This window comes from Streptomyces sp. ST2-7A (genome assembly GCF_021390475.1).
Lineage (GTDB): Bacteria > Actinomycetota > Actinomycetes > Streptomycetales > Streptomycetaceae > Streptomyces.
In genome coordinates this window covers 13,848-37,062 of record NZ_JAJUWS010000025.1, presented here as the reverse complement: position 1 = coordinate 37,062, position 23,215 = coordinate 13,848, and the positions used below count along the sequence as shown (strand labels likewise).

Genomic DNA, 23,215 nt, shown 5'->3' with positions numbered 1-23,215 from the left:
GCCACCACCGCGAAGCCGCCCCGGGACGGGCCCGGGAGGGGTTCGCCACTTCCCGAACGAAGGCCACACTTCGGCATCGACCACCGGTCGCCGCCGAAGTCACCACGGGGGTGGGGTGACGTGTTCGCGAAACTCCCGGGAACGCCGCGGGAAGGTTCGAACCGCGGAACCGGCCGGTAGGCTGTGGGACCACGCGAACGGTCCCCACCGGGGACAAGGGAAGGGCGACACGGTGACGGACCACGGGCGGCACATGCAGATCGGTCGGGTCGCCGAACGCACCGGACTGTCCCTGCGCACCATCCGGCACTACGAGGAACTCGGCCTGGTGACCCCCTCCGCCCGCAGCAAGGGCGGCTTCCGGCTCTACACCGAATCCGACGTCGAACGCCTCATGGTGATCCGCCGGATGAAACCACTGGACTTCTCCCTCGAGGAAATGGGCGAACTCCTCGAAACCATCGACGCTCTGGCCGCCCGCGACCCCGAACCCGGGCCGGAGGAGGCCGAGCGACTGCGCGAGCGACTGCGCGCCTACCAACAGATCACCGACGCCCGCTGCGAGAAACTCCGCGCCCAACTCATGGCCGCCGAGGACTTCGGCGCCACCCTCAAAAACCGCCTGACCCCCTCCCTTCGCTGAATCGCCCCGACACCGACGCGCCGGGGCGGGATGCTCACTGCTCGTGGGCGGCGACCAGCGGCTCCAGCGGGTGGTCGGGGAACTCCCGCTCGAAGGAGCCGGCGTGCCAACGGTTGGGGAACAGCGCCAGGACGGTGCCGTCCTTGACCCGGGTCATGGCCTCACCGTGCACCAGACGCGAGGCGTCCAGCGCCGCCCCGCCGGCGGCGTCGGTGGCGCGGGCCAGGTTGTAGGGCAGGCGCTCCAGTTTCACGGCGGAGCCGAACTCGTGCTCCATCCGATGGGCCACCACGTCGTACTGCATCGGCCCGACCGCCGCCAGCACCGGGGCCTGCTCACCCCGCAGGGAGGAGACCAGCACCTGGACCACGCCCTCCTGGTCGAGCTGGGCGATGCCGCGCCGGAACTGCTTGGACTTCCCGATGTCCACCGGTCGGACGACGGCGAAGTGCTCGGGAGCGAAGGTCGGCATCGGCGGGAACTCCACCTTCTTCCCCGCGTACAGGGTGTCGCCCGGAGCCAGCGTGCCGGCGTTGACCAGACCCACCACGTCACCGGGGTAGGCCAGTTCGACCGAGGAGCGCTCCTGACCGAAGACACTGTGGGCATATTTGGTGGCGAAGGGCCGGCCGGTGGAGGCCCGGGTGACCGTCATCCCCCGCTCGAAGACCCCCGAGCAGACCCGGACGAAGGCGATTCGGTCGCGGTGCGAACGGTCCATGTTGGCCTGCACCTTGAACACCAGACCGGAGAACTCGGCATCCACCGGCCGGTGACCGCCCCCGGCCAGTTCCCGGGGGCCGGGCGGCGGGGCGAGGTCCACCACGGCGTCCAGCAGCAGGCGGACACCGATGTTGGACAGGGCCGCGCCGAAGAAGACGGGGGTGGTCTTCCCCGCGAGGAAGGTCTCCCGGTCGTGCACGGCGCCGGTGGCCGCCAACAGCTCCACCTCCTCCCGGGCCGTCTCCAGGTCTTCGCCCAGCGCGGCGGCCTCCTCGCCGGTCAGCCGCTCCTCCTCGGCGGCCCGCTCCCCACCGGGGGCGCGGGTGTAGCGCAGCACGGCGTCGGGGTCGCGGGAGTCGATCAGGCCCCGCATGTGGCCGGCGATGCCGATCGGCCAGGTCACCGGAGTGGGCTGGATGCGGAACTCGCGCTCGATCTCGTCGAGGAGTTCCAGGGCGTCGCGGCCGGGCCGGTCCCACTTGTTGACGAAGGTGATCACCGGTACGCCCCGGTGACGGCAGACGTCGAAGAGCTTGCGGGTCTGCTCCTCCAGGCCCTTGGCCGCGTCGACCAGCATGATCGCGCAGTCCACGGCGGCCAGCACCCGGTAGGTGTCCTCGGAGAAGTCGGCGTGGCCGGGGGTGTCGAGGAGGTTGAGCACCCGGTCCCGGTGGTCGAATTGCAGGACGGCGGAGGTCACCGAGATGCCCCGGGCCTGCTCCATCGCCATCCAGTCCGAGGTCACCCCGCGCCGGTCGCCCTTGCCGTGCACGGCGCCGGCCGAGGTGATGGCCCGCGCGTGCAGGGCCAGCGCCTCGGTCAGGGTGGACTTACCGGCGTCCGGGTGGGAGATCACCGCGAAGGTGCGGCGTCGGGGCGCCTGGGTCGCCGCCGCTGCCGCCGAGGTGGGGTCGTTCACCGCTGGTGCCGCCGTTCGGGATCGGTCCTGATCCGACCGGGGGTCCCCGGTCGGGGCGTGCCGCGCGGGAGTCGTCGATCGACGTCCGGGCGCCGACGCGCACCCGCAAATCTACCCCCGCGTAAGGGTCCGGGGGAAACCCGAGGCCCATTCGCCCGTGAGTCGGCCGCCGGGCGATCGGGTCACCAGTGGACGGGACGCGCGAGGCCGACGGGCAGGCAGGTCCGGGCGTCCCCCCGGCCGGCGGCCAATCGGTCGGGAAGAAGGCCCCGCGCAGGTCGGTGCCCCTGGTGTCGACGCCGATCAACTCGGCCCCGCGCAGGTCGGCGTCGCGCAGGTCCGCCCCGATGAGCAGGGCACCCCTCAGGGTGGCCGCGCGCAGGTCCGCACGCCCGAGGTCGGCTCCGGCGAGGTCGGCGCCGCGCAGGTTCCGACGCGGTCCCGGCAGGGCGGAGCGCACCCGTTCACCGAGACGCAACAGCAGGACGTTCACCCGCTCACGGTGGTCGGCGAGGTCGCGGCCGTCGTCGGCGAGAGCCGCGAGACGATCGGCGTCCGCCGAGGCCAGGGCCTCCGTCTCCGCCATGGCCCGGCGCAGGTCCCGGGCCATGGAAGGGGCCGTCGGGTGGTCGGCGGCGAGGGCGATCGCCTCGTGGAGGTACCGCAGGAGTTCGTGCAGCAGACGGACGACGGGGAAGACCTCGAACATCCGGGCGGAGATCTCCGGGTGGGTGCGCCAATCCCGGCCGCCGAAGGTCTCCCGCGACACGCGCTGTCCGGCGCCTTGGCAGTCGAAGACCCCGCATCCGGCGTATCCGCGCTCCCGGAGGTGGTCGTGAATGCCGCAGCGGAAGTTCCCCAGCAGGTTCCCGCGGGGACGACCTGCGGGTTTGTCGACGGGGAAGTCGGCGGAGGCCGTGCAGGGGAGGGCCACGCAGCACAGGGCGAAGCGGTTCGCGCGGTCGGGGCGGAGCGTCGGGGGTACCGCCTCCGCCGGGCCGGGGGGCTCGGAGGTCACGGGTCGCTTTCCGATGGGTGGGTCACGGTGGATCGGGACGACACCCCGGGGGTGTCTCCGGCACGGTTTGCGGAGAGCCGGTGGCCCGGGGCCACCGGCTTTCCGCGCCCACCGGGTGAAGCGCGGGGCATGAATCCGGCCGGGAGTGGCGCGCGCCACACGGAGCGGGGCGCGTCGGGGGCTGGCCGGCGGGTTACCGACCGGTTAGCCTGCTCATGAGAGCGGTATCCCGCTCAGGCGGTTTGGTGACGCAGCCGCCGGAGTGCCCTTCGGTCCGGCACTCCACCCGCACCGCGCGACGGGCCCCGGGACAGGGCCCGCCGTTCCGCACCACCGGAGCCGTCGTGCCCCGGCCCGGGTTTCCCCATCGCACCGACCTTCGCGCGTTCCGCCGCGCCCTCAGGGCCCGCGGCGAGCGCCCGGTGCCCGTGGTGCCCCGTCGTCACCCCTCGGACCCCAGGAGTCCCGTGATGGACCGTCCCGTTTCCACCACCTCCGGTTCCCCCTCCCCCGGTTCCCCCACCGCCGACCCCTCCGGCGCGGCTCCGACCGCCGGAAAGCCCCACCCCCCGCTGCCCGTGGTCGCCGTGGTCGGTCTGGGCACGATGGGCACCGGCATCGCCGAGGTCCTGCTGCGCTCCGGCCGCGAGGTCATCGGCATCGACATCGACCCGGCCGCCGCCGAGCGTGCCGGTGAACACCTGCGGGCCTCCGCCGACCGGGCGGTCGAGCGCCGTCGGATCACCGAGCAGCAGCGCCGCGACCTGCTCTCCCGGTTCCGCGCCGGCACCGACCCCGCCGACGCCGCCCCCGCCGATCTGGTGATCGAGGTGGTGCCCGAGGAGTACGACCTGAAGCTGTCGGTCCTCACCGCCCTGGACTCCGTGGTGCGTCCGGACGCGATCCTGGCCACCGGCACCAACGCCCTGCCCGTCACCCGGCTGGCCGCCGAGACGGCCCGACCCGAGCGGGTGGTGGGGCTGCACTTCTTCCACCCCGTCCCCGCGATGCGCCTGGTCGAGGTGGTCTCCTCCGTGCTGACCTCCCCCGACGCCGTCGAACGGGTCACCGAACTCGCCCGCGATCTGGGCAAGGAGCCCGTGTCCGCCGGGGATCGCCCCGGATTCATCGCCGACGGCCTGCTGTTCGGGTACCTCAACCGGGCCGCCGCGATGTACGAGGCCCGGTACGCCACCCGCGAGGACATCGACGCCGCGATGCGGCTGGGCTGCGGCCTGCCGATGGGCCCCCTGGAGTTGCTGGACCTGATCGGCATCGACACCGCGCGGGCCGTGCTGGAGGCCATGTACGAACGGTCCCGCGACCGCCTGCACGCGCCCACTCCCATCCTGGGCCAGTTGGCCGAGGCCGGGATGACCGGCCGCAAGGCCGGACGCGGCTTCTACACCTATTCCGGGACCGGCCCCGACGCCACGGCGGTGCCCGACCCGGCGACGGACGGCGGGAACGACGCCGGCGGCGATGCCGGTGCCGGCCGGACCACCGGCGCCCGCCCGGTGGAGACCGTCGGTGTGGTCGGCTCCGGGACGATGGCCTCGGGCATCGCGGAGGTCTTCGCCAAGGCCGGGTTCCCGGTGATCCTGGTGGCCCGCAGCGAGGAGAAGGCGAACACGGCCCGGGGGCGGATCGCCAAGTCCCTGAACCGCTCGGTGGACCGGGGTCGGATGTCGGCGGAGGACCGGGACACCGCGTTGGCCCGGATCGTGCCCACCGACACCCTGGAGTCGCTGGCCGGCGTGGACCTCGCCGTCGAGGCGATCGCCGAGGACCTGACGGTCAAGCAGGAACTCTTCCGCGCCCTGGACAAGGTCTGTCGCACCGGCGCGGTGCTGGCCACCACGACCTCCTCGCTGCCGGTGGTGGCCTGCGCCCGTGCCACCTCCCGGCCGCAGGACGTCATCGGGATGCACTTCTTCAACCCCGCCCCCGCGATGAAGCTGGTGGAGGTGGTGCGCACCGTCCTGACCGGGGACGAGGCACACGCCACCGTGCACGAGGTCTGCGCCCGCGTCCGCAAGCACCCGGTGGACTGCGGGGACCGGGCCGGCTTCATCGTCAACGCGCTGTTGTTCCCCTACCTGAACGACGCGGTGAAGATGGTCCAGGAGCACTACGCCACCCCGGACGCCGTGGACACCGCGATGAAGTTGGGTGGCGGCTACCCGATGGGCCCCTTCGAACTGCTGGACGTGGTGGGGCTGGACGTGTCGCTGGCCATCGAGGAAACCCTGCACCGGGAGTTCCGGGACCCCTCACTGGCCCCCGCGCCGCTGCTGCGGCAACTGGTGGAGGCGGGCTGCCTGGGACGGAAGACCGGACGCGGCTTCCGGGAATACACCGGGGCGTCGGCCTGAACGCGGGCGGATGGGCTACGTTCGGCTCATGGCCCAGCCCGTGAAGTCCGTGTCACCCGATGCCCGCGCGCCACAGGCGCCGGCCGCCGCCTCCCAGCGCCTGAAGGTGCGGCGGCGGCTGGCCTCGGCGGCGATGGAGCTCTTCGCGACCAAGGGCTACGCCGCCACCACCGTGGACGAGATCGCGGCGGCGGCCGGTGTCGCGCGACGGACGTTTTTCCGCCACTTCCGCTCCAAGGAGGAGGCGATCTTCCCCGACCACGACGACACCCTGGAGCGGGCGCGGGCGGTCCTGGAGGCCGCCCCGACCCGGGAGAACCCGATCGACACCGTCTGTCGGGGGATCAAGGAGGTCATGCGGATGTACGCGGCCTCCCCCGCGGTCTCGGTGGAGCGCTACCAACTGACCCGCGAGGTGCCCGCGCTGCGGGAGCGGGAGATCGCCTCGGTCGCCCGGTACGAGCGGCTGTTCACGCGCTACCTGCTGGCCCAGTTCGACGAGACGGCGCACCGGGAGGGCAGCGCCGGGGACGAGCCGCTGCTGGCGGAGGTCGCCGCCTCTGCGGTGGTCACGGCCCACAACCACGTGCTGCGGCGGTGGCTGCGCAGCGGCGGGCAGGGGGACGTGGAGGGCGACCTGGACCGGGCGTTCGCCGTGGTCCGGCGGACCTTCGGGAACCTGCCGGTGGCCGCCGGCGGCGAACCCGGCGGCATGCCGGCCGCGCCGGAGGTGGTGGTGGCGGTGGCCCGCACCGACACGCCGCTGCCGGAGGTGCTGCGCTCCATCGAGGAGGCCCTGCAACGGCGTTGACCGACCCCGGGGTTCCGCCGTCCTCACGAGGCACCCACCCACGAGGCACCTCGACGCCGGGGCGCCGACGGCCCGGCCCCGCCCCGGCACGGGGTGCCGGCGCGCCGTCCCGGAGGTGATCGACCCGGGCGGGCCCCGGGGGTCCGCCCGGAGACGGCCGGGAACCGGGCCCCCGGTCGCCCCGCCGGTCGGCGCCCGGTTCGGGTCGCGCCTCAGTCCCGCGCGGGGCGCCGGTCGGGGCGGGCGGCGTGCAGCGCCCACAGCACCAACGGCACCTGACCGGGCACCCGGGCCCGGGCGATCTGTGCCCACGGTGCCGGGCGACGGCTCCAGTCGCGAGCCATCCGCACGTTGGCGGGCAGTACGGCGACCAGGAAGACCGCCGTCGCCAGGGCGCTCGCCCGGCGGGTGCGGGGGGCGACCAGGCCGGCGGCGAGGGCGAGTTCGGCGGCCCCGCTGATCCGGGTCCAATGGCGGGGACGGCCGGGCAGGGAGCGGGGCACGATCGCGTCGAACGGTCGCGGGGTGACGAAGTGCAGCACCCCCGCCGTGCCGAGCAGGCCGGCGAGCAGACGGGCGGAGGTGCGGGGGTCCGGGGACCTGCCGGATTCCGCCGACCTCGGCGTACGGGCCACGATGGGACCTCCTGACGCGGGACGGACCGTGCGCGGTCCGGGGCTGGGCTCCCCGACACCCGGGCCGGGGAGGAAGCGGTTCTCCCGGCGGATGTTACCCACCGGTCACCCCGCCGCCAAGGAGGTGGGCCGCCCGGTCGGTCCCGACCCCCACCCCTTTCGAACACGCTCATGTGCGATCCGGCGGTGACTTTTGAGCGAAATATTTGGCACTCAGTGCCTTGTCACTCGGCACGCCGTGCCATACCGTGGGATTCGCCGGGACGTGGTCCCACCGCTCAGCGGAACGTTCCCGGCCGCCTGCGTCACAGGCACCAGCGCGACCGCGCGAGCCGCAGCACCGCCGCCGGACCGACGGCACCGCACCACCGAAGTCACGACATCGCACCCGACCCCGCGTCGCCGGTGTCCGCGGTCGTCCCCCGGGACACCGCGGCACCGGCAACGCCGCACACCGGAACCCGTATCCGCACCACCGATGTCCCGGCCGCACCCGGTCGGCGACGCCGGACCCGTCGTGACGACCGTCGTCCCCACCGCGTCCCCGTGACGCGTACCCGTCGGAGGCAACACCGTGAAGCAGATCCTGGACGCGATCAGCGCACCGGAGAGCACCAGCGAGGACTTCGCCAACCTGACCCTGCCCGGGTCCTACCGCGCGGTCACCGTCCACAAGGACGAGGCCGACATGTTCGAGGGCCTGAGCACGCGGGAGAAGGACCCCCGCAAGTCACTGCACCTGGACGAGGTGCCGCTGCCCGAACTCGGCCCCGGCGAGGCGCTGGTGGCGGTCATGGCCAGCTCCGTGAACTACAACTCGGTGTGGACCTCGATCTTCGAACCCGTCTCCACCTTCACCTTCCTCGAGCGCTACGGGAAACTCTCCCCCCTGGCCAAGCGGCACGACCTGCCCTACCACGTCATCGGTTCCGACCTGGCCGGCGTGGTGCTGCGCACCGGCGTGGGCGTCAACGCCTGGAAGCCGGGCGACGAGGTCGTCGCACACTGCCTGTCGGTGGAGTTGGAGTCCCCCGACGGACACGGCGACACGATGCTCGACCCCGAGCAGCGCATCTGGGGCTTCGAGACCAACTTCGGCGGCATGGCCGAGATCGCCCTGGTGAAGACCAATCAGCTGATGCCCAAGCCGAGGCACCTGACTTGGGAGGAGGCCGCCGCGCCCGGCCTGGTCAACTCCACCGCCTACCGGCAGCTGGTCTCCCGCAACGGCGCCGGGATGAAGCAGGGCGACAACGTGCTGATCTGGGGCGCCTCCGGCGGCCTGGGCTCCTACGCCACCCAGTTCGCGCTCGCCGGCGGCGCCAACCCCATCTGCGTGGTCTCCTCCCCGCGGAAGGCGGAGATCTGCCGGCGGATGGGAGCCGAGGCGATCATCGACCGCAACGCCGAGGACTACGCCTTCTGGAAGGACGAGCACACCCAGGACCCGCGGGAGTGGAAGCGCCTGGGCAAGCGCATCCGCGAGCTGACCGGTGGCGAGGACGTGGACATCGTCTTCGAGCACCCCGGCCGGGAGACCTTCGGCGCCAGCGTCTACGTCACCCGCAAGGGCGGCACCATCGTCACCTGCGCCTCCACCTCCGGCTACATGCACTCCTACGACAACCGCTACCTGTGGATGTCGCTCAAGCGCATCGTCGGCTCCCACTTCGCCAACTACCGCGAGGCATGGGAGGCCAACCGGCTGATCGCCAAGGGGAAGATCCACCCCACGGTGTCGCGCAGCTACTCCCTGGAGGAAGCCGGTCAGGCCGCCCACGACGTGCACCGCAACGTGCACCAGGGCAAGGTCGGCGTGTTGTGCCTGGCGCCCCGCGAGGGCCTGGGCGTCACCGACCCCGAACTGCGCGAGCAGCACATCGACTCCATCAACATCTTCCGCGGCGAGGGGTGAGGGAGACCGCCATGAGCCGCACCACTCCCCCGCCCGACCCGGGCCCGAACGACCCCTCCGCCGGGGCGCGTCCCAAGGACCGCCCGTGGCTGATGCGCACCTACGCGGGCCACTCCAGCGCCGAGGCGTCCAACGAGCTGTACCGGCGCAACCTGGAGAAGGGCCAGACCGGCCTGTCGGTCGCCTTCGACCTGCCCACCCAGACCGGGTACGACCCCGATCACGTGCTGGCACGCGGCGAGGTCGGGCGGGTGGGTGTTCCGATCTCCCATCTGGGTGACATGCGGCGACTGTTCGAGGACATCCCGCTCGAGCGGATGAACACCTCGATGACCATCAACGCCACCGCCATGTGGCTGTTGGCCCTCTACGGGGTGGTCGCCGAGGAGCAGGGGGCGGATCCCCGTGCCCTGCAGGGCACCACCCAGAACGACATCGTCAAGGAGTACCTCTCCCGGGGGACCCATGTCTTCCCGCCCGGCCCCTCGCTGCGGCTGACCACGGACATGATCGCGCACACCGTGGAACACATGCCGAAGTGGAACCCGATCAACATCTGCAGCTACCACCTGCAGGAGGCGGGGGCCGGTCCGGTCCAGGAGGTCGCCTACGCCCTGTCCACCGCCGTCGCGGTGCTGGACGCGGTGCGCGACGGCGGGCAGGTGCCGCCCGAGCGGATGGGCGACGTGGTCGGCCGCATCTCCTTCTTCGTCAACGCGGGCGTCCGCTTCGTCGAGGAGATGTGCAAGATGCGGGCCTTCACCCGCCTGTGGGAGCGGATCACCCGCGAGCGGTACGGCATCGCCGATCCCCGCCGGCGGCGCTTCCGTTACGGCGTGCAGGTCAACTCGCTGGGGCTGACCGAGGCACAGCCGGAGAACAACGTGCAGCGCATCGTGCTGGAGATGCTGGCCGTCACCCTCTCCCGGGACGCCCGGGCGCGCGCGGTGCAGCTCCCGGCGTGGAACGAGGCGCTGGGTCTGCCCCGGCCCTGGGACCAGCAGTGGTCGCTGCGCATCCAGCAGGTGCTCGCCGAGGAGAGCGACCTGCTGGAGTACCCCGACCTCTTCGAGGGCTCGAAGGTGGTCGAGGAGAAGGTGGAGGAGCTGATGGCCGCCGCCGACGAGGAGATGCGGCGCATCGAGGGGATGGGCGGTGTCATGGCGGCCGTGGAATCCGGCTACCTCAAGTCGCAACTGGTCGCCTCGCACGCCCGGCACCGGGCCCGCATCGAGTCCGGGGAGGAGCGGATCGTCGGCGTCAACTGCCACCGGACGACCGAACCGAGCCCGCTGACCGCCGACCTCGACGCCGCCATCCTGACCGTGGACCCGGCCAACGAGGCGCGGGTGGTGGAGGCCCTGGGCCGGTGGCGCGACGAGCGGGACGAGGAGCGGGTCCACCGCGCCCTGGGCGGACTGAAGCGCGTCGCGGCCGGCACGGAGAACCTGATGCCCGCCACGATGGAGTGCGCCCGGGCGGGCGTGACCACCGGTGAGTGGTCATGGGCCCTGCGGGAGGTCTTCGGCGAGTACCGGGCACCCACCGGGGTCTCCGGGGCACCGGTCGCGGTCGCGCCCGAGGAGGGCGGCGAGCTGGCCGGCGTGCGCCGGGCGGTCGAGGAGACGGCCCGGGAGCTGGGGGCCGGACGGCTGCGCCTGCTGGTCGGCAAGCCCGGCCTGGACGGGCACAGCAACGGGGCCGAGCAGATCGCGGTGCGGGCCAGGGACGCCGGCTTCGAGGTGGTCTACCAGGGCATCCGGCTCACCCCCGAGCAGATCGTCGCCGCCGCCGTGGCGGAGGACGTGCACTGTGTGGGGCTGTCCATCCTCTCCGGGTCGCACGCCGAACTGGTGCCGGACGTGCTGCGCCGGCTGCGGGAGGCCGGGGCCGGCGACATCCCGGTGGTGGTGGGCGGCATCATCCCGGCCGCCGACGCCGCCGCGCTGCGGGCCGCCGGGGTGGCCGCCGTCTTCACCCCCAAGGACTTCGGGATCACGGGGATCATCGGCCGTATCGTCGAGGAGATCCGCCGGGCGCACCGACCGGCGTCCCGGGTGCCCGGCTGAGCCCCCGACCGGCCCGACGGGACACCCGTCCCTCGCCTGCCGGCCCGACCGCCCCACCGGCGCGCCCGCGATCGACCCCGGCGCGCACCCGCACCGGACCCGCATCGAACCATCGGCGACCCGCGCCCCACCCGGGCCGATCGCCCCGAACACCGGAGGACAGATGACCGCCGAGCCCACCGGGACCCCGACCGGGACCAGCCGGCTGCGGCCCCGCCGCTCCTGCCTGGCCGTACCCGGCAGCAGCCCCCGCTTCCTGGAGAAGGCCCGGGGCCTCCCCGCCGACCAGGTCTTCCTGGACCTGGAGGACGCCTGCGCGCCGCTGGCCAAGGAGGACGCCCGGCACAGCATCGTGAAGGCGCTCAACGAGGGCGACTGGAGCGGGAAGACCCGGGTGGTGCGGATCAACGACTGGACCACCCACTGGACCTACCGGGACGTGGTCACGGTCGTCGAGGGCGCGGGGTCGAACCTGGACTGCCTGATGCTGCCGAAGGTCCAGGACGCCGATCAGGTCGTCGCCCTGGACCTGCTGCTGACACAGATCGAGAAGACCATGGGTCTGGAGGTCGGCCGGATCGGCATCGAGGCGCAGATCGAGAACGCCCGCGGCCTGGTGAACGTCGACGCCATCGCCGCCGCCTCGCCGCGGCTGGAGACCATCATCTTCGGGCCGGCCGACTTCATGGCCTCGATCAACATGAAGTCGCTGGTGGTCGGGGAGCAGCCGCCGGGGTACGGCGCCGACGCCTACCACTACATCCTGATGCGCATCCTGATGGCCGCCCGGGCCAACGACCTGCAGGCGATCGACGGCCCCTACCTGCAGATCCGCAACGTGGACGGGTTCCGCGAGGTGGCCGGGCGGGCCGCCGCGCTGGGCTTCGACGGCAAGTGGGTGCTGCACCCGGGGCAGATCGACGCCGCGAACGAGATCTACTCGCCCTCGCAGGAGGACTACGACCACGCCGAGTTGATCCTGGACGCCTACGCCTGGTTCACCTCCGAGGAGGGCGGCAGGAAGGGCTCGGCGATGCTCGGCGACGAGATGATCGACGAGGCCAGCCGCAAGATGGCGCTGGTGGTGGCCGGCAAGGGGCGCGCGGCGGGGCTGCGGCGCACCTCGCGGTTCGAGCCGCCCACCGACTGATCCCTTCCCGGACCGGGTGTCCCGGGGCGGTGGGTTCGCGGGGAGGCTCCCCACCGCCCCGGGACACCCTCCTCCCCCGCCTCCTCCCGGCTCCCGGCTTCCCTCGCCCTCCCCCTCCCGGCTCCCTCCCGCCGGGGCCCGGCCCCGTCCGCCCGCACCCCGTCACCCGCACCCCCCGGAGCGCCCTGAGATGCAGTTCGGCCGCACCTACGAGGAATTCACCGTCGGCGACGTGTACAAACACTGGCCCGGCAAGACCGTCACCGAGTACGACGACCATCTGTTCTGTCTGCTGACCATGAACCACCACCCGCTGCACCTGGACGCCCACTACGCCGAGGGCTCCACCGACTTCGGGCGCAACGTGGTGGTCGGCAACTACGTGTACTCCCTGCTGCTGGGAATGTCGGTTCCGGACGTCTCCGGCAAGGCGATCGCCAACCTGGAGATCGAGTCCCTGCGGCACGTCGCGCCGACCTTCCACGGTGACACGATCTACGGCGAGACCACCGTGCTGGACAAGCGCCTCTCCTCCTCCCGTCCGGACCGGGGCGTGGTGCACGTGGAGACCCGGGGCCACAAGCAGGACGGCACCCCGGTCTGCGTCTTCCGGCGCAAGGTGATGGTGCCCACCGCGGCGTACATCGAGGAGCGCGGCGGGGAGCAGCCCGGCCGCCCGGAGCCGCGCGAACAGCGGCCGAAGGGAGACAAGTGAGATGGGACGCCTGGCACGCACCGAGGGCCTGACCGACATCCAGCGGGAGATCCTGCACACGGTTCGGGGATTCGTCGACAAGGAGATCCTGCCGGTCGCCGGCGAGTTGGAGCACCGAGACGAGTACCCGGCCGAGATCGTCGAGGGGCTCAAGGAGTTGGGCCTGTTCGGCCTGATGATCCCCGAGGAGTACGGCGGGCTCGGCGAGTCGCTGCTGACCTACGCCCTGTGCGTGGAGGAGATCGCCCGGGGCTGGATGAGCGTCTCGGGCATCATCAACACCCATTTCATCGTCGCCCACATGCTGCGTCACCACGGGACCGAGGAGCAGCGGGCGCACTTCCTGCCCCGGATGGCGACCGGCGAGGTGCGCGGCGCGTTCTCGATGTCGGAGCCGGCCCTGGGCTCGGACGTGGCCGCCATCACCTCCAAGGGGGTGCGCGACGGCGACGACTTCCTGCTCACCGGGCAGAAGATGTGGCTGACCAACGGCGGTTCCTCCACCCTGGTGGCGGTGTTGTGCCGCACCGACGAGGGGCAGCCGGCGGACGCGCCCCCACACCGGTCGATGACCACCTTCCTGGTGGAGAAGGAGCCCGGTTTCGGTGAGGTGCGACCGGGCCTGACCATCCCCGGCAAGATCGAGAAGATGGGTTACAAGGGGGTGGACACCACCGAGATGATCATGGACGGCCTGCGGATACCGGCCGCCCGGGTGCTCGGCGGGACCACCGGGCGGGGCTTCTACCAGATGATGGACGGCGTCGAGGTGGGCCGGGTGAACGTGGCGGCGCGCGGCTGCGGCGTCGCCCTGCGCGCCTTCGAGCTGGGCATCGCCTACGCCCAGCAGCGGCACACCTTCGGCAAGCCGATCGCCGAGCACCAGGCGGTGCAGTTCCGGCTGGCGGAGATGGCCACCAAGGTGGAGGCGGCGCACGCCCTGATGGTCGGCGCGGCCCGCACCAAGGACTCCGGACGGCGCAACGACCTGGAGGCGGGCATGGCCAAGTACCTGGCCGCCGAGTACTGCAAGGAGGTCGTGGAGGGGTCCTTCCGCATCCACGGCGGCTACGGCTTCTCCAAGGAGTACGAGATCGAACGGCTCTACCGGGAGGCACCGATGCTGCTGATCGGTGAAGGAACGGCCGAGATCCAGAAAATGATCATCGGGCGTCGCCTTCTCGAGGAGTACCGGGAACGGAACTGAGCGCGTTCGCGGCGCCACCTCCGACACGCCGATTCGCCCTTTTCCTGCAATCGTGACCCGTTTCACTCCCGACCCGGGAGACGCCTTTCCCGGAGATGAGGGCCCGATTCGGACGGAACGACGCGCGCGACGGTCGGGATCGGTGATCCCGACCGTCGCGCGCGCTTGTCCGTACGCGGCACGAAGCCGATAGCATTCCCCGTAAAGGAGCATCGCATTCCCGCGCATGTCCCTCCCGCCGACGAAGGTCTCCCATGCCCCACCGCTCCCTCCCCGAAGCCCGCGGCCGGGTGCGTCTCGCCCGCGGTGCGTCGCCGTGGCTGCTGCCCACCGTCGCCACCGCCGCCGTCAGCCTCGCCAAGGCCCGCCGCTCCGGGCGCTGGGCCGCCGTCGCCGTACCCGCCACCGCGCTCGCGGCGGGCATGCTGTGGTTCTTCCGCGACCCCGAGCGGGAGATCGGTCGGGGCCGGGTCATCTCCCCGGCCGACGGCGTGGTGCAGTCGATCATGCCGTGGAAGGACGGCCGCACCCGGGTGGCCATCTTCATGAGCCCGCTCAACGTCCACGTGAACCGGGCGCCGGTGGCCGGCACCGTCTCCTCGGTGCAGCACGTGCCCGGTGGCTTCGTCCCCGCCTTCAACAAGGAGAGCGAGGACAACGAGCGGGTCGTCTGGCACTTCGACAGCGAGCTGGGTGACATCGAGATGATCCAGATCGCGGGCGCCGTGGCCCGTCGGATCGTCCCCTACGTGGTGGACGGCACCAAGGTCGAGCAGGGTGAGCGGGTCGGCCTGATCCGCTTCGGCTCCCGGGTGGACGTCTACCTTCCCGAGGGTATCGAGCCGGCCGTGGAGGTCGGCGAGATCACGACCGCGGGGGTGACTCGCCTTGACCGTGATTGACCGCAACGCCCGGGACTCCTGGACCCCGGGCGCCGATGTGGACGACGACGATGACGACGACATGCCCCTGTCGTTGCGCCTGTCGATAGCCGACGCCCTGACCCTGGCGAACGCCACCTGCGGGTTCCTGGCCGTCTACTTCACCACCACCGGCGTGCTGATCCCCCACCTCACCGGTACCGGGGATGTCGGCGTGGTGCGCAACAACGCCGCCACCGCCGTGCTGCTCATGCTCCTGGCGAGCGTGTTCGACCTGTTCGACGGCCTGGTGGCGCGCAAGCTGCGCAGCTCGCCGATGGGCGCGGAGTTGGACAACCTCTCCGACCTGATCAGTTTCGGGCTCGCCCCGGCCTACTTCGTCATCGTCTGGGGCCTGGTGGTCGGCTCGGTGCACGAGCCGCTGTCCGCGCTGGCGGCCATCGTGGTCCTGCTGGCCGTCGTGCTGCGGTTGGCCAGGTTCTCCTGCGTCACGGTGCCCGAGGGCGTCTTCCAGGGGATGCCGAGCCCCTTCGGGGCCCTGACGGTGGTCTCCATCGTCCTGCTGGAGCTGCCGTTCTTCCCCACCCTGCTGGCGATCGTGGGGGTGGCCTGGCTGATGGTCAGCCGGGTGGAGTACCCCAAGCCGCGCGGGCCGTTGGCGGCCGCGATGCTCGGATGGATCATCATCGGCATGGCCATGCTGACCGCTTGGGCGTTCGACGCCCCGGGCGGTGAGCTGTTGCTGCAGACCGGGTGCGCCATGCAGGTGGTGCTCGGCGCGGTGATCCCACTGTTCGCCACCGCGCGTCGGGTCAACAGCTTCCGCGACAACCGCCGGGAGGCGCGGGCCGCCGCGCGCGCCCGCGTCTGAGGCACCGTCCGCGTCGCGCGGCGCCGGGAACGGCGGAGACGACGCCGAGGTCACGACGGCCGGGGCACGAGCCGGTGGCGGTCCCGCCCGGTGAGTCGGGGAAACCGGAGGAGCCCGGTGAGCCGGCCCGGCACGGTCCCGTTCCCCGGACCCCGGCGGACCGGCACGTGCCCCGGAGTCCGGGGAACGCCGCACATCCCGGGCACGGACCGGTTCCCGCCCGCCGCCCCCGCACGGCACACCGCCGGCGGGGTCAGCCGCGCGGGAAGCTCTCGGCCAGGTCGGAGACGAAGGCCTCGCGCTCGACCACCAGGCCGCCGGGGACCTCGGCGTCGGGGGTCATGATGAAGCTCTCCAGCGACGAGGGGTTCGCCGGGTCGGAGAAGTCGTGCACGATGCCGAAGGCGTTGTCGTAGTCGTTCAGCTCCTGCATCGCGGCGGCCACACCCTCCCGGGTGAGGTCGTCGTTGTCACAGGCGATGCGCAGCGCGTCGGCGACCAGGCGGGCGGCGTTCCAGCCGGCGACCACACCGTTGTCCAGGGTGGCGTCCGGGTACTCGGCCAGGTAGGCCTCGGCCAGGGTGCTCGGGCCCTCCTCCTCGGAGCCGATGGGCAGGGTCGGGGCGGCGATGTAGAAGTTGTCGAGCAGCGCCGGGGCGGCGTCGGTGGCCAGGAGCTGCGGGGCGAAGGCCGAGTTGTTGCCGATGATCGGCACATCCAGGCCGACCGCCGCCGCCACACCCGCCACCGAGGCGGCCTGGCGCGGACCGGCGCTGACGATGATCGCCGAGACACCCTCCCGGGCGAGCGTGCCGACCTGCGCCGTCATGTCCTCGTCGGTGGGCTTGATCTGCTGCTCGGAGATGCTCAGCCCCAGCTCATCGGCGGCGTACCGGGCGCCCTCCAGGGCGTTCTCGCCGTAGTCCCCCTCGAAGTAGACGTGCCCGATGGTGTCGCCCTCGGACAGCCCCTTCTCGTCCATCAGGAAGTCGATCGCGTTGATCGTCTCCACGTCGTAGGTGCTGCCGACCATGTGGATGTACTCGCTGCCCAGCAGGGCGGCGGTCCAGGCCTGGGCCACGATCACGGCGTGGTCGGTGGAGTCGACCTGGTCCTTGACCGCGGCGACGAAGGGCGAGCCGATGAACTGCGTGTAGGCCAGGACGTTCGGCTCGAGTTCGTTGTAGGCGGAGATCGCCTGCGAGGCGTCGTAACCGTGGTCACGGGTGGTCAGCTCGAGGTCCCGCTCGCAGACCCCGCCCTCCGCGTTGACCTCCTTGATGTAGAGCTGCTGGGCCTGGGTGATGCTCACCCCGAGGGTGGCGTAGGGGCCGGTCATGTCGGTGAGCGCGCCGAGGGCGATGGTGTCGTCGGTGACGCCGGGGCCGGTGGCGACGCTCTCGCCGTCCCCCGCGTCACCGGAACCGCCGTTCCCCCCGCCGCCCCCGTTGTCGTCCTCCGCCTTGCTGCTGCAGGCGGTCAGGGTGAGGGCCAGGACAGTCGCCGCCGCGACCGCGGCCGACGAAGCACTGTGTTTTCTCATGACGGAACCTCCATGTTCCCGGTATTGGTGGTTCTGGCCCTGCGTCGTCGTGCCCTTCGGGCACGCAGGACGGCGGGCAGGCGTACCAGCCCGCCGGGTAGGAAGAGCACGGCGGCGACCACCGCCGCGCCGTACAGGTAGCGGGAGACCTCACCGGGCGCGACGCCGCCGGTGCCCGGTGCGGAGACCAGGGGCAGCGCCTCGCTGTAGCGGGTCAGGGCCTGCGGGATGACGGTGACGAAGAACGCCCCCAGGACGGCCCCGCCCACCGTGCCGAGCCCGCCGATCACGATCATGGCCAGGTACTCCAGGGCCAGGATCAGGCCGAAGTAACTCGGCACGGTGCGCTGGAAGACCAGCGCCAGGAGCACTCCGGCCAGCCCCGCGTACATCGAGGAGAGGATGAAGACGGCACCCCGGTAGCGGGCCACCGGCACGCCCATGACGCCGGCGGCGATGCGGTGGTCACGGATGGCGTTCATCGCCCGTCCGGGCCGGGAGCGCAGGACACCGCGGGCGAACAGGGCCCCGACCACCAGCAGGACCAGCCCGAGGTACCAGAGCTTCTCCACGGCCTGGAACGGCACCGAGGCGACCATGACGCGTTCGTTGTCGAAGGTGAAGCCGAGGATGTCCAGCGGCGGTACCGACCGGCCGTTGTAACCGCCGGTCAGGTCGTGGGCGTTGAAGAGCACGTGCTGACCGATGAAGATCAGCGCCAGCGTGGCGATACCCAGGTAGGCACCGCGCAGCCGGCCCGCGATGGGACTGAAGACACCGCCGGCCACCCCCGCCAGGAGCACCGCGAGGACCACCGCGAGCAGCGGCGGCATCCCGAAGCCGACGACGTTGGCGTCCGGGTCCCCGGCGAAGACGCAGTAGCCGTAGGCCCCGATCGCCAGGAAGAAGGCATGGCCCAGGGAGAGCTGACCGGTGGCGCCGGTGAGCAGGTTCAGGCCGATCGCGCCGATGGCGGCGGCCATCGCGAAGAGGCCGGCCCGCAGCCAGAACGCCTCCAGGTAGAAGGGCATCAGCATCAGCACCAGGCCGAGCACCAGCCACAGGCCGGGGGTGACCAGGTCGCGGGGGGTGCGGCCGGACGTTCCGCCGGCGGGACCGCCGGGACCCTTCTCCCCCGCCCCGGCCCCCCTGCGGACGCGGGTGAGCAGATCAGACACGGGAGAGCTCCCTCGTTCCGAAGAGTCCGGCCGGACGGATCAGCAGGACGACCACCATCACCAGATAGGGGGCGAGGTCGCCGATGCCGTTACCGAGGAAGGAGAGCTCGCTCTGGTATCCGGTGGCCAGGGACTGGGTGACACCGACGATCAGACCGCCGGCGAGGGCCCCGGTGGTGGAGTCCAGGCCGCCGATGATCGCGGCGGGGAATGCCTTGAGCGCGACCAGGCCGGTATCCCGATCCAGGCCGGTGGTGGGGAAGACGGAGAGGAAGAGCGCGGCGACGGCGGCCAGCGCGCCGGCCACCGCCCAGGCGGAGGCGGAGATCCAGCCCAGTCGCACGCCCATCAGCGCCGCCGTTCCCCGGTCCTCCGCCGCGGCCCGCATCGCCACGCCCCAGGAGGTGAAGCGGAAGGCCAGCAGGAAGACGGTGATCAGCGCGCCGGCGACGAGGAAGGCCGCCACCCGGGTCTGCGGGATGTTCACCGGCCCCAACTGGACCAGGGTGTTGCCCCAGGGGTCTCGGTAGCTGAAGATCTGCGGACCGATACGGCGTGCGAATTCGGTGATCAGTACGATGTCGATGCCGATCGTGACGATCGCCAGCACGCTGTGGTCGTGCCCCCGGTACCGCCGGATGATCAGGAACTCCAGGAGCATGCCCAGCAGGGCGGCGCCGGCGATGCCGACGAGCAGCGCGAGCCAGAACCCGAGGGTGTCACGGCTGATCACGGCGAAATAGCCGCCGGCGAGCAGGAGCGAGGCGTGGGCGAAGTTCACCACCTCGGTGGATTTGAAGATGATCACGAAGCCCAGGGCGATCAGCGCGTAGACCGATCCCAGTGAGATGCCGGTGATCAGCAGTTCGAGGAAGGTCGTCATCGGGAAGCTCCAGCCTCTCCCCCGTCCGACGGCCCGTCCAAGGGCCCGTCGGAGGCTCCGGACACGTCGGTGCCGGGGTCCGGGCCGTCGGCCCGGGGCTCGGTGGTGTCGGTCGTCTTCGGGTCGGTCGTCTTCGGGTCGGGGACACCGGTCACCCGGGTGGTCGAGCTGGTCTCGGCCCCGCCGTTGGTGCCCAGGTAGGCGCGGGCCACCTCGGGGTCGTTCTGCACCCGGCCGGGATCGCCGTGGGCGATCAGTCGGCCGAAGTCCAGGACGGTGACGGTGTCGGCGAGCCGCATCACCACGCCCATGTCGTGCTCGACGAGCAGGACCGAGACGCCCAGGTTCTCCCGGACGGCGGTGATGACCCCGGCCGCGTGGCGGCGCTCGGTCGGCGTCATCCCGGCGATCGGCTCGTCCAACAACAACACCTCGGGTTCCATGCACAGCGCCCGGCCCAGTTCGACCAGCTTCTGCAGGCCGTAGGGCAGGGCCCCGGCGGGAAGGCCGAGATACGGCTCCAGGCCCAGGAAGGCGGCGATCTCCCGCATCCGCTCACGGTGCCGGGCCTCCTCCCGGACCGCCGAGGGCAACCGCAACCCCGCGGCGACGAAGCCGGTGCGGGTCAGGCGGTGCCGACCCAACAGCAGGGTGTCGGCGACGGTGGCGTGGTCGGAGAGTGCCAGGTTCTGGAAGGTGCGGGCGACCCCGAGGGCGGCGATCCGCTCGGGGGGCAGGCCGGTCAGTTCCCGGTCGCCGAGCCGCACGCTGCCCGAGGTGGCCCGGTAGACGCCGGAGAGCACGTTGAAGCAGGTGGACTTGCCCGCGCCGTTGGGGCCGATGACGGCGTGGATGCTGCCGGGCTCGACGGCGAAGGAGACGTGGTCCAGGGCGGTGAGGCCGGCGAAACGGACGGTGAGGTCGGTGATCTCCAGCCGGGGCGGGGCGGGAGGGGTCTCGGCGACGGCGGTGCCGGCCGGCGCGCCGGATCCGCCGGGGGTGTCGGGGCTCACGCGACCCACCTCCGCAGCGTCGGCCGGCCGTCGGAGTGATCGTGCTCGGCCCGGATGCCGGCCTCCGCGTCGGCGGCGGCGTCCTCGTCGCCGACGCCCAGGTAGCGGCGGCGCACCTCGTCGCTGGCGACCAACTCGGCGGCGGTCCCCGACAGCGCGACGGCGCCGGTCTCCAGCACCACCGCCCGGGTCGCCAGGCCCAGCGCGAGCGCGGCGTTCTGCTCGACCAGCAGGACGGCGGTGCCCTGGGCGTTGATCTCGCGGATGGTGTCGGCGATGCGGGCGGCCATCATCGGCGCCAGCCCCAGCGAGGGCTCGTCGAGCAGCAGCAGGCGCGGGCGGGCCATCAGGGCCCGCCCCATGGCGAGCATCTGCTGCTCGCCGCCGGACAGCAGTCCGGCTCGTTGGTGCACCCGCTCCGCGAGAACCGGGAACAGGTCGAAGACCCGGTCGCGGGCCTCCTGTTCGCCCTTGCGTCCGTGTCGGGCGCCCAGGGCACCGGCCCGCAGGTTGTCCGAGACGGTCATCCGGGCGAAGACCTGGCGCCCCTCGGGCACCTGCACCACCCCGGCGGCGACGATCTGCGCGGCGTTGCGGCCGTCGAGCCGTTCGCCGTCGAACTCGATGCTCCCGCCGGTGATCGCGCCGCCCTGGAACCGCAGCGTGCCGGAGACGGCCCGCAACAGCGTGGACTTGCCCGCCCCGTTGCCGCCCAGTACGGCGGTGACGGCACCGTCGGGCACCTCCAGGGAGACGGACGAGAGCGCGTGCACCGGTCCGTACCCGGCGGCGAGTCCGCGCACCCGCAGAATGGCGGCCTCCATCGGCCACCCCCTTCCAGCAGCGTGTCCGCACACCCCAGCACCGGCCCCGCGCCCCGTCCATGCCGGATCGCGGAATCGCTGCCTGTGACCAACGACCGGGGAGGCCCGTTGTGCGGTTGCCCAACCGATACGGGGAGAGGCCGGTGACCTCGTGGAAGTCATCTTCCGTCGGGCTGCCGGCCGAGGTCGTGACCCGGCGCCGCGCGGCACCCGGCACGGTGCGCCAAGGGGCCGCCACCCGTAGCACAATGACCGCATGAAGCTCACCAAGCACGGTCACGCCTGCGTCCGGATCGTCCACGGGGACCGCACCCTGGTGATCGATCCCGGCGCGTTCGGCGAGCGGGACGCGGCCGCCGGGGCCGACGCGCTGCTGGTCACCCACGAGCACCCGGACCACTTCGACGAGGGACGGCTGCGCTCGGCGATGGAGGCGGACCCGGCGGTGGAGCTGTGGGCTCCGCGTGCCGTGAGCGAGGTGATGTCGACGGCCTTCCCGGGGCGCGCGCACGCGGTGGGCGACGGCGACACCCTCACCGCCGCCGGCTTCCCGGTCGAGGTGCACGGTGAGCTGCACGCCGTGATCCACCCCGACCTGCCCCGGGTCGCCAACGTCGGTTTCCTGGTGGAGGACCCGGAGGGCGGAGCGGGCACGGTCTTCCACCCCGGCGACGCGTTGACCGTGCCGGAGCGGGAGGTGGAGACGCTGCTGCTGCCGGTGCACGCGCCGTGGAACAAGTTCTCCGAGGTGGTGGAGTACGTGCGGGAGGTCGGGCCGCGCCGGGCGGTGGCCGTGCACGACGGGCTGTTGGGACCGGCCGGGCACACCGTCTACGGCCGGAACATGGGGCCGGCCGGTCCGGGGCTGGGCGCCGCGGAGTACCTCCGGTTGGAGCCGGGCGACTCCCTCGCCCTCGCCTGATCGCCGGTCCACCCGCTCGTCTCCCGTCGGCGCCGTCCGCCCCGTCCCACCCGCGTCCCGACAGCCCCGCCCCGACAGTCGTCATCCCACCCGCACCCACCCACGCCCGGAGCACCGATGCGCATCGCCACCTGGAACGTCAACTCCGTCACCGTCCGCCTGGAACGCCTGGTGGCCTGGCTGGAACGCAGCGGCACCGATGTGCTCTGCCTCCAGGAACTCAAGTGCGACCTCGCCGCCTTCCCGGCGGAGCGGCTGCGCGAGGCCGGGTACGAGGCGCTCGTGGCGGGCACCGGCCGCTGGAACGGCGTCGCGGTGCTCTCCCGGGTGGGTCTGGAGGAGCCGGTGACCGAACTGCCCGGCGCGCCGGGGTACGAGGGGGTCGTGGAGCCCCGGGCCGTGTCGGCGGTCTGCGGCGGGGTGAAGGTGTGGTCGGTGTACGTGCCCAACGGTCGGGAGGTGGAACACCCCCACTACGCGTACAAGTTGGAGTGGTTGGCGGCGCTGCGCGCGGCGGTGGCGGCGGACGCCGCCGGGGAGCGGCCGTTCGCCGTGCTGGGCGACTTCAACGTGATCCCGACGGACGAGGACGTCTGGGACATCGGGGTCTTCGACGAGACCTCCACCCACGTGACCGCCGCGGAGCGCGAGGCGTTGGCGGGGCTGCGCGCGACGGGCCTGCGGGACGTGATGCCCCGGCCGCTGAAGTACGACCGCCCCTTCACCTATTGGGACTACCGGCAGTTGGCCTTCCCCAAGAACAAGGGCATGAGGATCGACCTGGTCTACGGCAACGCCGCGTTCGTGGGCGCGGTGCGGGACGCGCACGTGGACCGCGAGGAGCGCAAGGGGAAGGGAGCCTCGGACCACGCGCCGGTGGTGGTGGACCTGGAGCCGGCGGGCTGAGCCGCGCCCGCGAA

19 protein-coding genes and 1 pseudogene are annotated in these 23,215 nt (G+C 72.2%); 12 read left to right on the top strand and 8 right to left on the bottom strand.

The features are described from left to right. Positions 1 to 253: 253 nt before the first annotated feature. Positions 254 to 643, top strand: coding sequence for a MerR family transcriptional regulator (locus LZF96_RS16125; protein ID WP_233872474.1), 390 nt, complete (start codon positions 254 to 256; stop codon positions 641 to 643). 34 nt (positions 644 to 677) lie between these two features. Here the strand turns inward: LZF96_RS16125 and LZF96_RS16120 are convergent, their stop codons facing one another. Together LZF96_RS16120 and LZF96_RS16115 are read right to left on the bottom strand one after the other, a co-directional pair. Next, complete coding sequence (locus LZF96_RS16120; protein WP_233872335.1) at positions 678 to 2,285, bottom strand: peptide chain release factor 3; 1,608 nt, start codon at positions 2,283 to 2,285, stop codon at positions 678 to 680. A gap of 182 nt (positions 2,286 to 2,467) precedes the next feature. Next, a pseudogene (locus tag LZF96_RS16115) lies at positions 2,468 to 3,303 on the bottom strand (pentapeptide repeat-containing protein). Between the two features lie 470 nt (positions 3,304 to 3,773). Between LZF96_RS16115 and LZF96_RS16110 the strand changes: the two are divergent. Together LZF96_RS16110 and LZF96_RS16105 are read left to right on the top strand one after the other, a co-directional pair. Continuing rightward, complete coding sequence (locus LZF96_RS16110; RefSeq protein WP_267940976.1) at positions 3,774 to 5,678, top strand: 3-hydroxyacyl-CoA dehydrogenase family protein; 1,905 nt, start codon at positions 3,774 to 3,776, stop codon at positions 5,676 to 5,678. Positions 5,679 to 5,688: 10 nt separating this feature from the next. Further along, complete coding sequence (locus LZF96_RS16105) at positions 5,689 to 6,489, top strand: TetR family transcriptional regulator (RefSeq protein ID WP_233872332.1); 801 nt, start codon at positions 5,689 to 5,691, stop codon at positions 6,487 to 6,489. A gap of 212 nt (positions 6,490 to 6,701) precedes the next feature. On the opposite strand, the gene LZF96_RS16100 is transcribed toward LZF96_RS16105, so the two are convergent. Next, on the bottom strand, positions 6,702 to 7,124 hold the full coding sequence (locus tag LZF96_RS16100; protein ID WP_374203255.1) for a DoxX family protein: 423 nt from the start codon (positions 7,122 to 7,124) through the stop codon (positions 6,702 to 6,704). Between the two features lie 574 nt (positions 7,125 to 7,698). Here LZF96_RS16100 and ccrA point away from each other — a divergent pair. From ccrA to pssA, 7 genes are all read left to right on the top strand, one after another. Continuing rightward, positions 7,699 to 9,039, top strand: a complete 1,341-nt coding sequence (gene ccrA / locus LZF96_RS16095; protein ID WP_233872329.1) for a crotonyl-CoA carboxylase/reductase — start codon at positions 7,699 to 7,701, stop codon at positions 9,037 to 9,039. An 11-nt stretch (positions 9,040 to 9,050) separates the two neighbouring features. Then, complete coding sequence (locus LZF96_RS16090; protein WP_267940975.1) at positions 9,051 to 11,108, top strand: protein meaA; 2,058 nt, start codon at positions 9,051 to 9,053, stop codon at positions 11,106 to 11,108. 163 nt (positions 11,109 to 11,271) lie between these two features. Next, positions 11,272 to 12,258, top strand: coding sequence for a CoA ester lyase (locus LZF96_RS16085; RefSeq protein WP_233872326.1), 987 nt, complete (start codon positions 11,272 to 11,274; stop codon positions 12,256 to 12,258). Positions 12,259 to 12,448: 190 nt separating this feature from the next. Beyond that, entirely contained in the window at positions 12,449 to 12,973 is a 525-nt protein-coding gene (locus LZF96_RS16080; RefSeq protein ID WP_233872323.1) for a MaoC family dehydratase, read from the top strand. 1 nt (position 12,974) lies between these two features. Then, the gene (locus LZF96_RS16075) at positions 12,975 to 14,180 is read left to right on the top strand and encodes an acyl-CoA dehydrogenase family protein (protein WP_233872320.1); all 1,206 of its coding nucleotides are present in this window, start codon (positions 12,975 to 12,977) and stop codon (positions 14,178 to 14,180) included. Positions 14,181 to 14,434: 254 nt separating this feature from the next. Next, entirely contained in the window at positions 14,435 to 15,082 is a 648-nt protein-coding gene (locus tag LZF96_RS16070; RefSeq protein ID WP_233872317.1) for a phosphatidylserine decarboxylase, read from the top strand. Next, positions 15,069 to 15,932, top strand: coding sequence for a CDP-diacylglycerol--serine O-phosphatidyltransferase (gene pssA / locus LZF96_RS16065; protein ID WP_267940974.1), 864 nt, complete (start codon positions 15,069 to 15,071; stop codon positions 15,930 to 15,932). Before LZF96_RS16070 ends, pssA begins: the two co-directional genes overlap by 14 nt. A 253-nt stretch (positions 15,933 to 16,185) precedes the next feature. Here the strand turns inward: pssA and LZF96_RS16060 are convergent, their stop codons facing one another. From LZF96_RS16060 to LZF96_RS16040, 5 genes are all read right to left on the bottom strand, one after another. Further along, positions 16,186 to 17,475 carry an ABC transporter substrate-binding protein gene (locus LZF96_RS16060; protein WP_233872314.1) on the bottom strand — a complete coding sequence of 430 codons (1,290 nt, stop codon included), beginning with the start codon at positions 17,473 to 17,475 and terminating at the stop codon, positions 16,186 to 16,188. After that, positions 17,472 to 18,653 (bottom strand): branched-chain amino acid ABC transporter permease, encoded by a 1,182-nt coding sequence (locus tag LZF96_RS16055; protein ID WP_374203254.1) that lies wholly within the window; start codon positions 18,651 to 18,653, stop codon positions 17,472 to 17,474. Before LZF96_RS16055 ends, LZF96_RS16060 begins: the two co-directional genes overlap by 4 nt. Further along, positions 18,646 to 19,536, bottom strand: a complete 891-nt coding sequence (locus tag LZF96_RS16050; RefSeq protein WP_233872311.1) for a branched-chain amino acid ABC transporter permease — start codon at positions 19,534 to 19,536, stop codon at positions 18,646 to 18,648. The genes LZF96_RS16055 and LZF96_RS16050 overlap by 8 nt, the downstream gene beginning before the upstream one ends. Then, positions 19,533 to 20,471, bottom strand: coding sequence for an ABC transporter ATP-binding protein (locus tag LZF96_RS16045; RefSeq protein ID WP_233872457.1), 939 nt, complete (start codon positions 20,469 to 20,471; stop codon positions 19,533 to 19,535). Before LZF96_RS16045 ends, LZF96_RS16050 begins: the two co-directional genes overlap by 4 nt. A gap of 74 nt (positions 20,472 to 20,545) precedes the next feature. After that, positions 20,546 to 21,373: an ABC transporter ATP-binding protein gene (locus tag LZF96_RS16040; protein WP_233872308.1), complete on the bottom strand. Its 828-nt coding sequence runs from the start codon at positions 21,371 to 21,373 to the stop codon at positions 20,546 to 20,548. 256 nt (positions 21,374 to 21,629) lie between these two features. Here LZF96_RS16040 and LZF96_RS16035 point away from each other — a divergent pair, with 256 nt between their 5' ends. Further along, the gene (locus LZF96_RS16035; RefSeq protein WP_233872305.1) at positions 21,630 to 22,295 is read left to right on the top strand and encodes an MBL fold metallo-hydrolase; all 666 of its coding nucleotides are present in this window, start codon (positions 21,630 to 21,632) and stop codon (positions 22,293 to 22,295) included. 117 nt (positions 22,296 to 22,412) lie between these two features. Next, positions 22,413 to 23,201 carry an exodeoxyribonuclease III gene (locus LZF96_RS16030; RefSeq protein ID WP_233872303.1) on the top strand — a complete coding sequence of 263 codons (789 nt, stop codon included), beginning with the start codon at positions 22,413 to 22,415 and terminating at the stop codon, positions 23,199 to 23,201. Positions 23,202 to 23,215 lie beyond the last annotated feature (14 nt).

Coding starts and splice junctions, on each gene's coding strand:
- LZF96_RS16075 (WP_233872320.1), top strand. CDS start 12,975: ATGGGACGCCTGGCACGCACCGAGGGCCTGACCGACATCCAGCGGGAG.
- LZF96_RS16125 (WP_233872474.1), top strand. CDS start 254: ATGCAGATCGGTCGGGTCGCCGAACGCACCGGACTGTCCCTGCGCACC.
- LZF96_RS16110 (WP_267940976.1), top strand. CDS start 3,774: ATGGACCGTCCCGTTTCCACCACCTCCGGTTCCCCCTCCCCCGGTTCC.
- LZF96_RS16060 (WP_233872314.1), bottom strand. CDS start 17,475: ATGAGAAAACACAGTGCTTCGTCGGCCGCGGTCGCGGCGGCGACTGTC.
- LZF96_RS16070 (WP_233872317.1), top strand. CDS start 14,435: ATGCCCCACCGCTCCCTCCCCGAAGCCCGCGGCCGGGTGCGTCTCGCC.
- LZF96_RS16030 (WP_233872303.1), top strand. CDS start 22,413: ATGCGCATCGCCACCTGGAACGTCAACTCCGTCACCGTCCGCCTGGAA.
- LZF96_RS16080 (WP_233872323.1), top strand. CDS start 12,449: ATGCAGTTCGGCCGCACCTACGAGGAATTCACCGTCGGCGACGTGTAC.
- LZF96_RS16040 (WP_233872308.1), bottom strand. CDS start 21,373: ATGGAGGCCGCCATTCTGCGGGTGCGCGGACTCGCCGCCGGGTACGGA.
- LZF96_RS16090 (WP_267940975.1), top strand. CDS start 9,051: ATGAGCCGCACCACTCCCCCGCCCGACCCGGGCCCGAACGACCCCTCC.
- LZF96_RS16105 (WP_233872332.1), top strand. CDS start 5,689: ATGGGCTACGTTCGGCTCATGGCCCAGCCCGTGAAGTCCGTGTCACCC.
- LZF96_RS16035 (WP_233872305.1), top strand. CDS start 21,630: ATGAAGCTCACCAAGCACGGTCACGCCTGCGTCCGGATCGTCCACGGG.
- LZF96_RS16050 (WP_233872311.1), bottom strand. CDS start 19,536: ATGACGACCTTCCTCGAACTGCTGATCACCGGCATCTCACTGGGATCG.
- LZF96_RS16085 (WP_233872326.1), top strand. CDS start 11,272: ATGACCGCCGAGCCCACCGGGACCCCGACCGGGACCAGCCGGCTGCGG.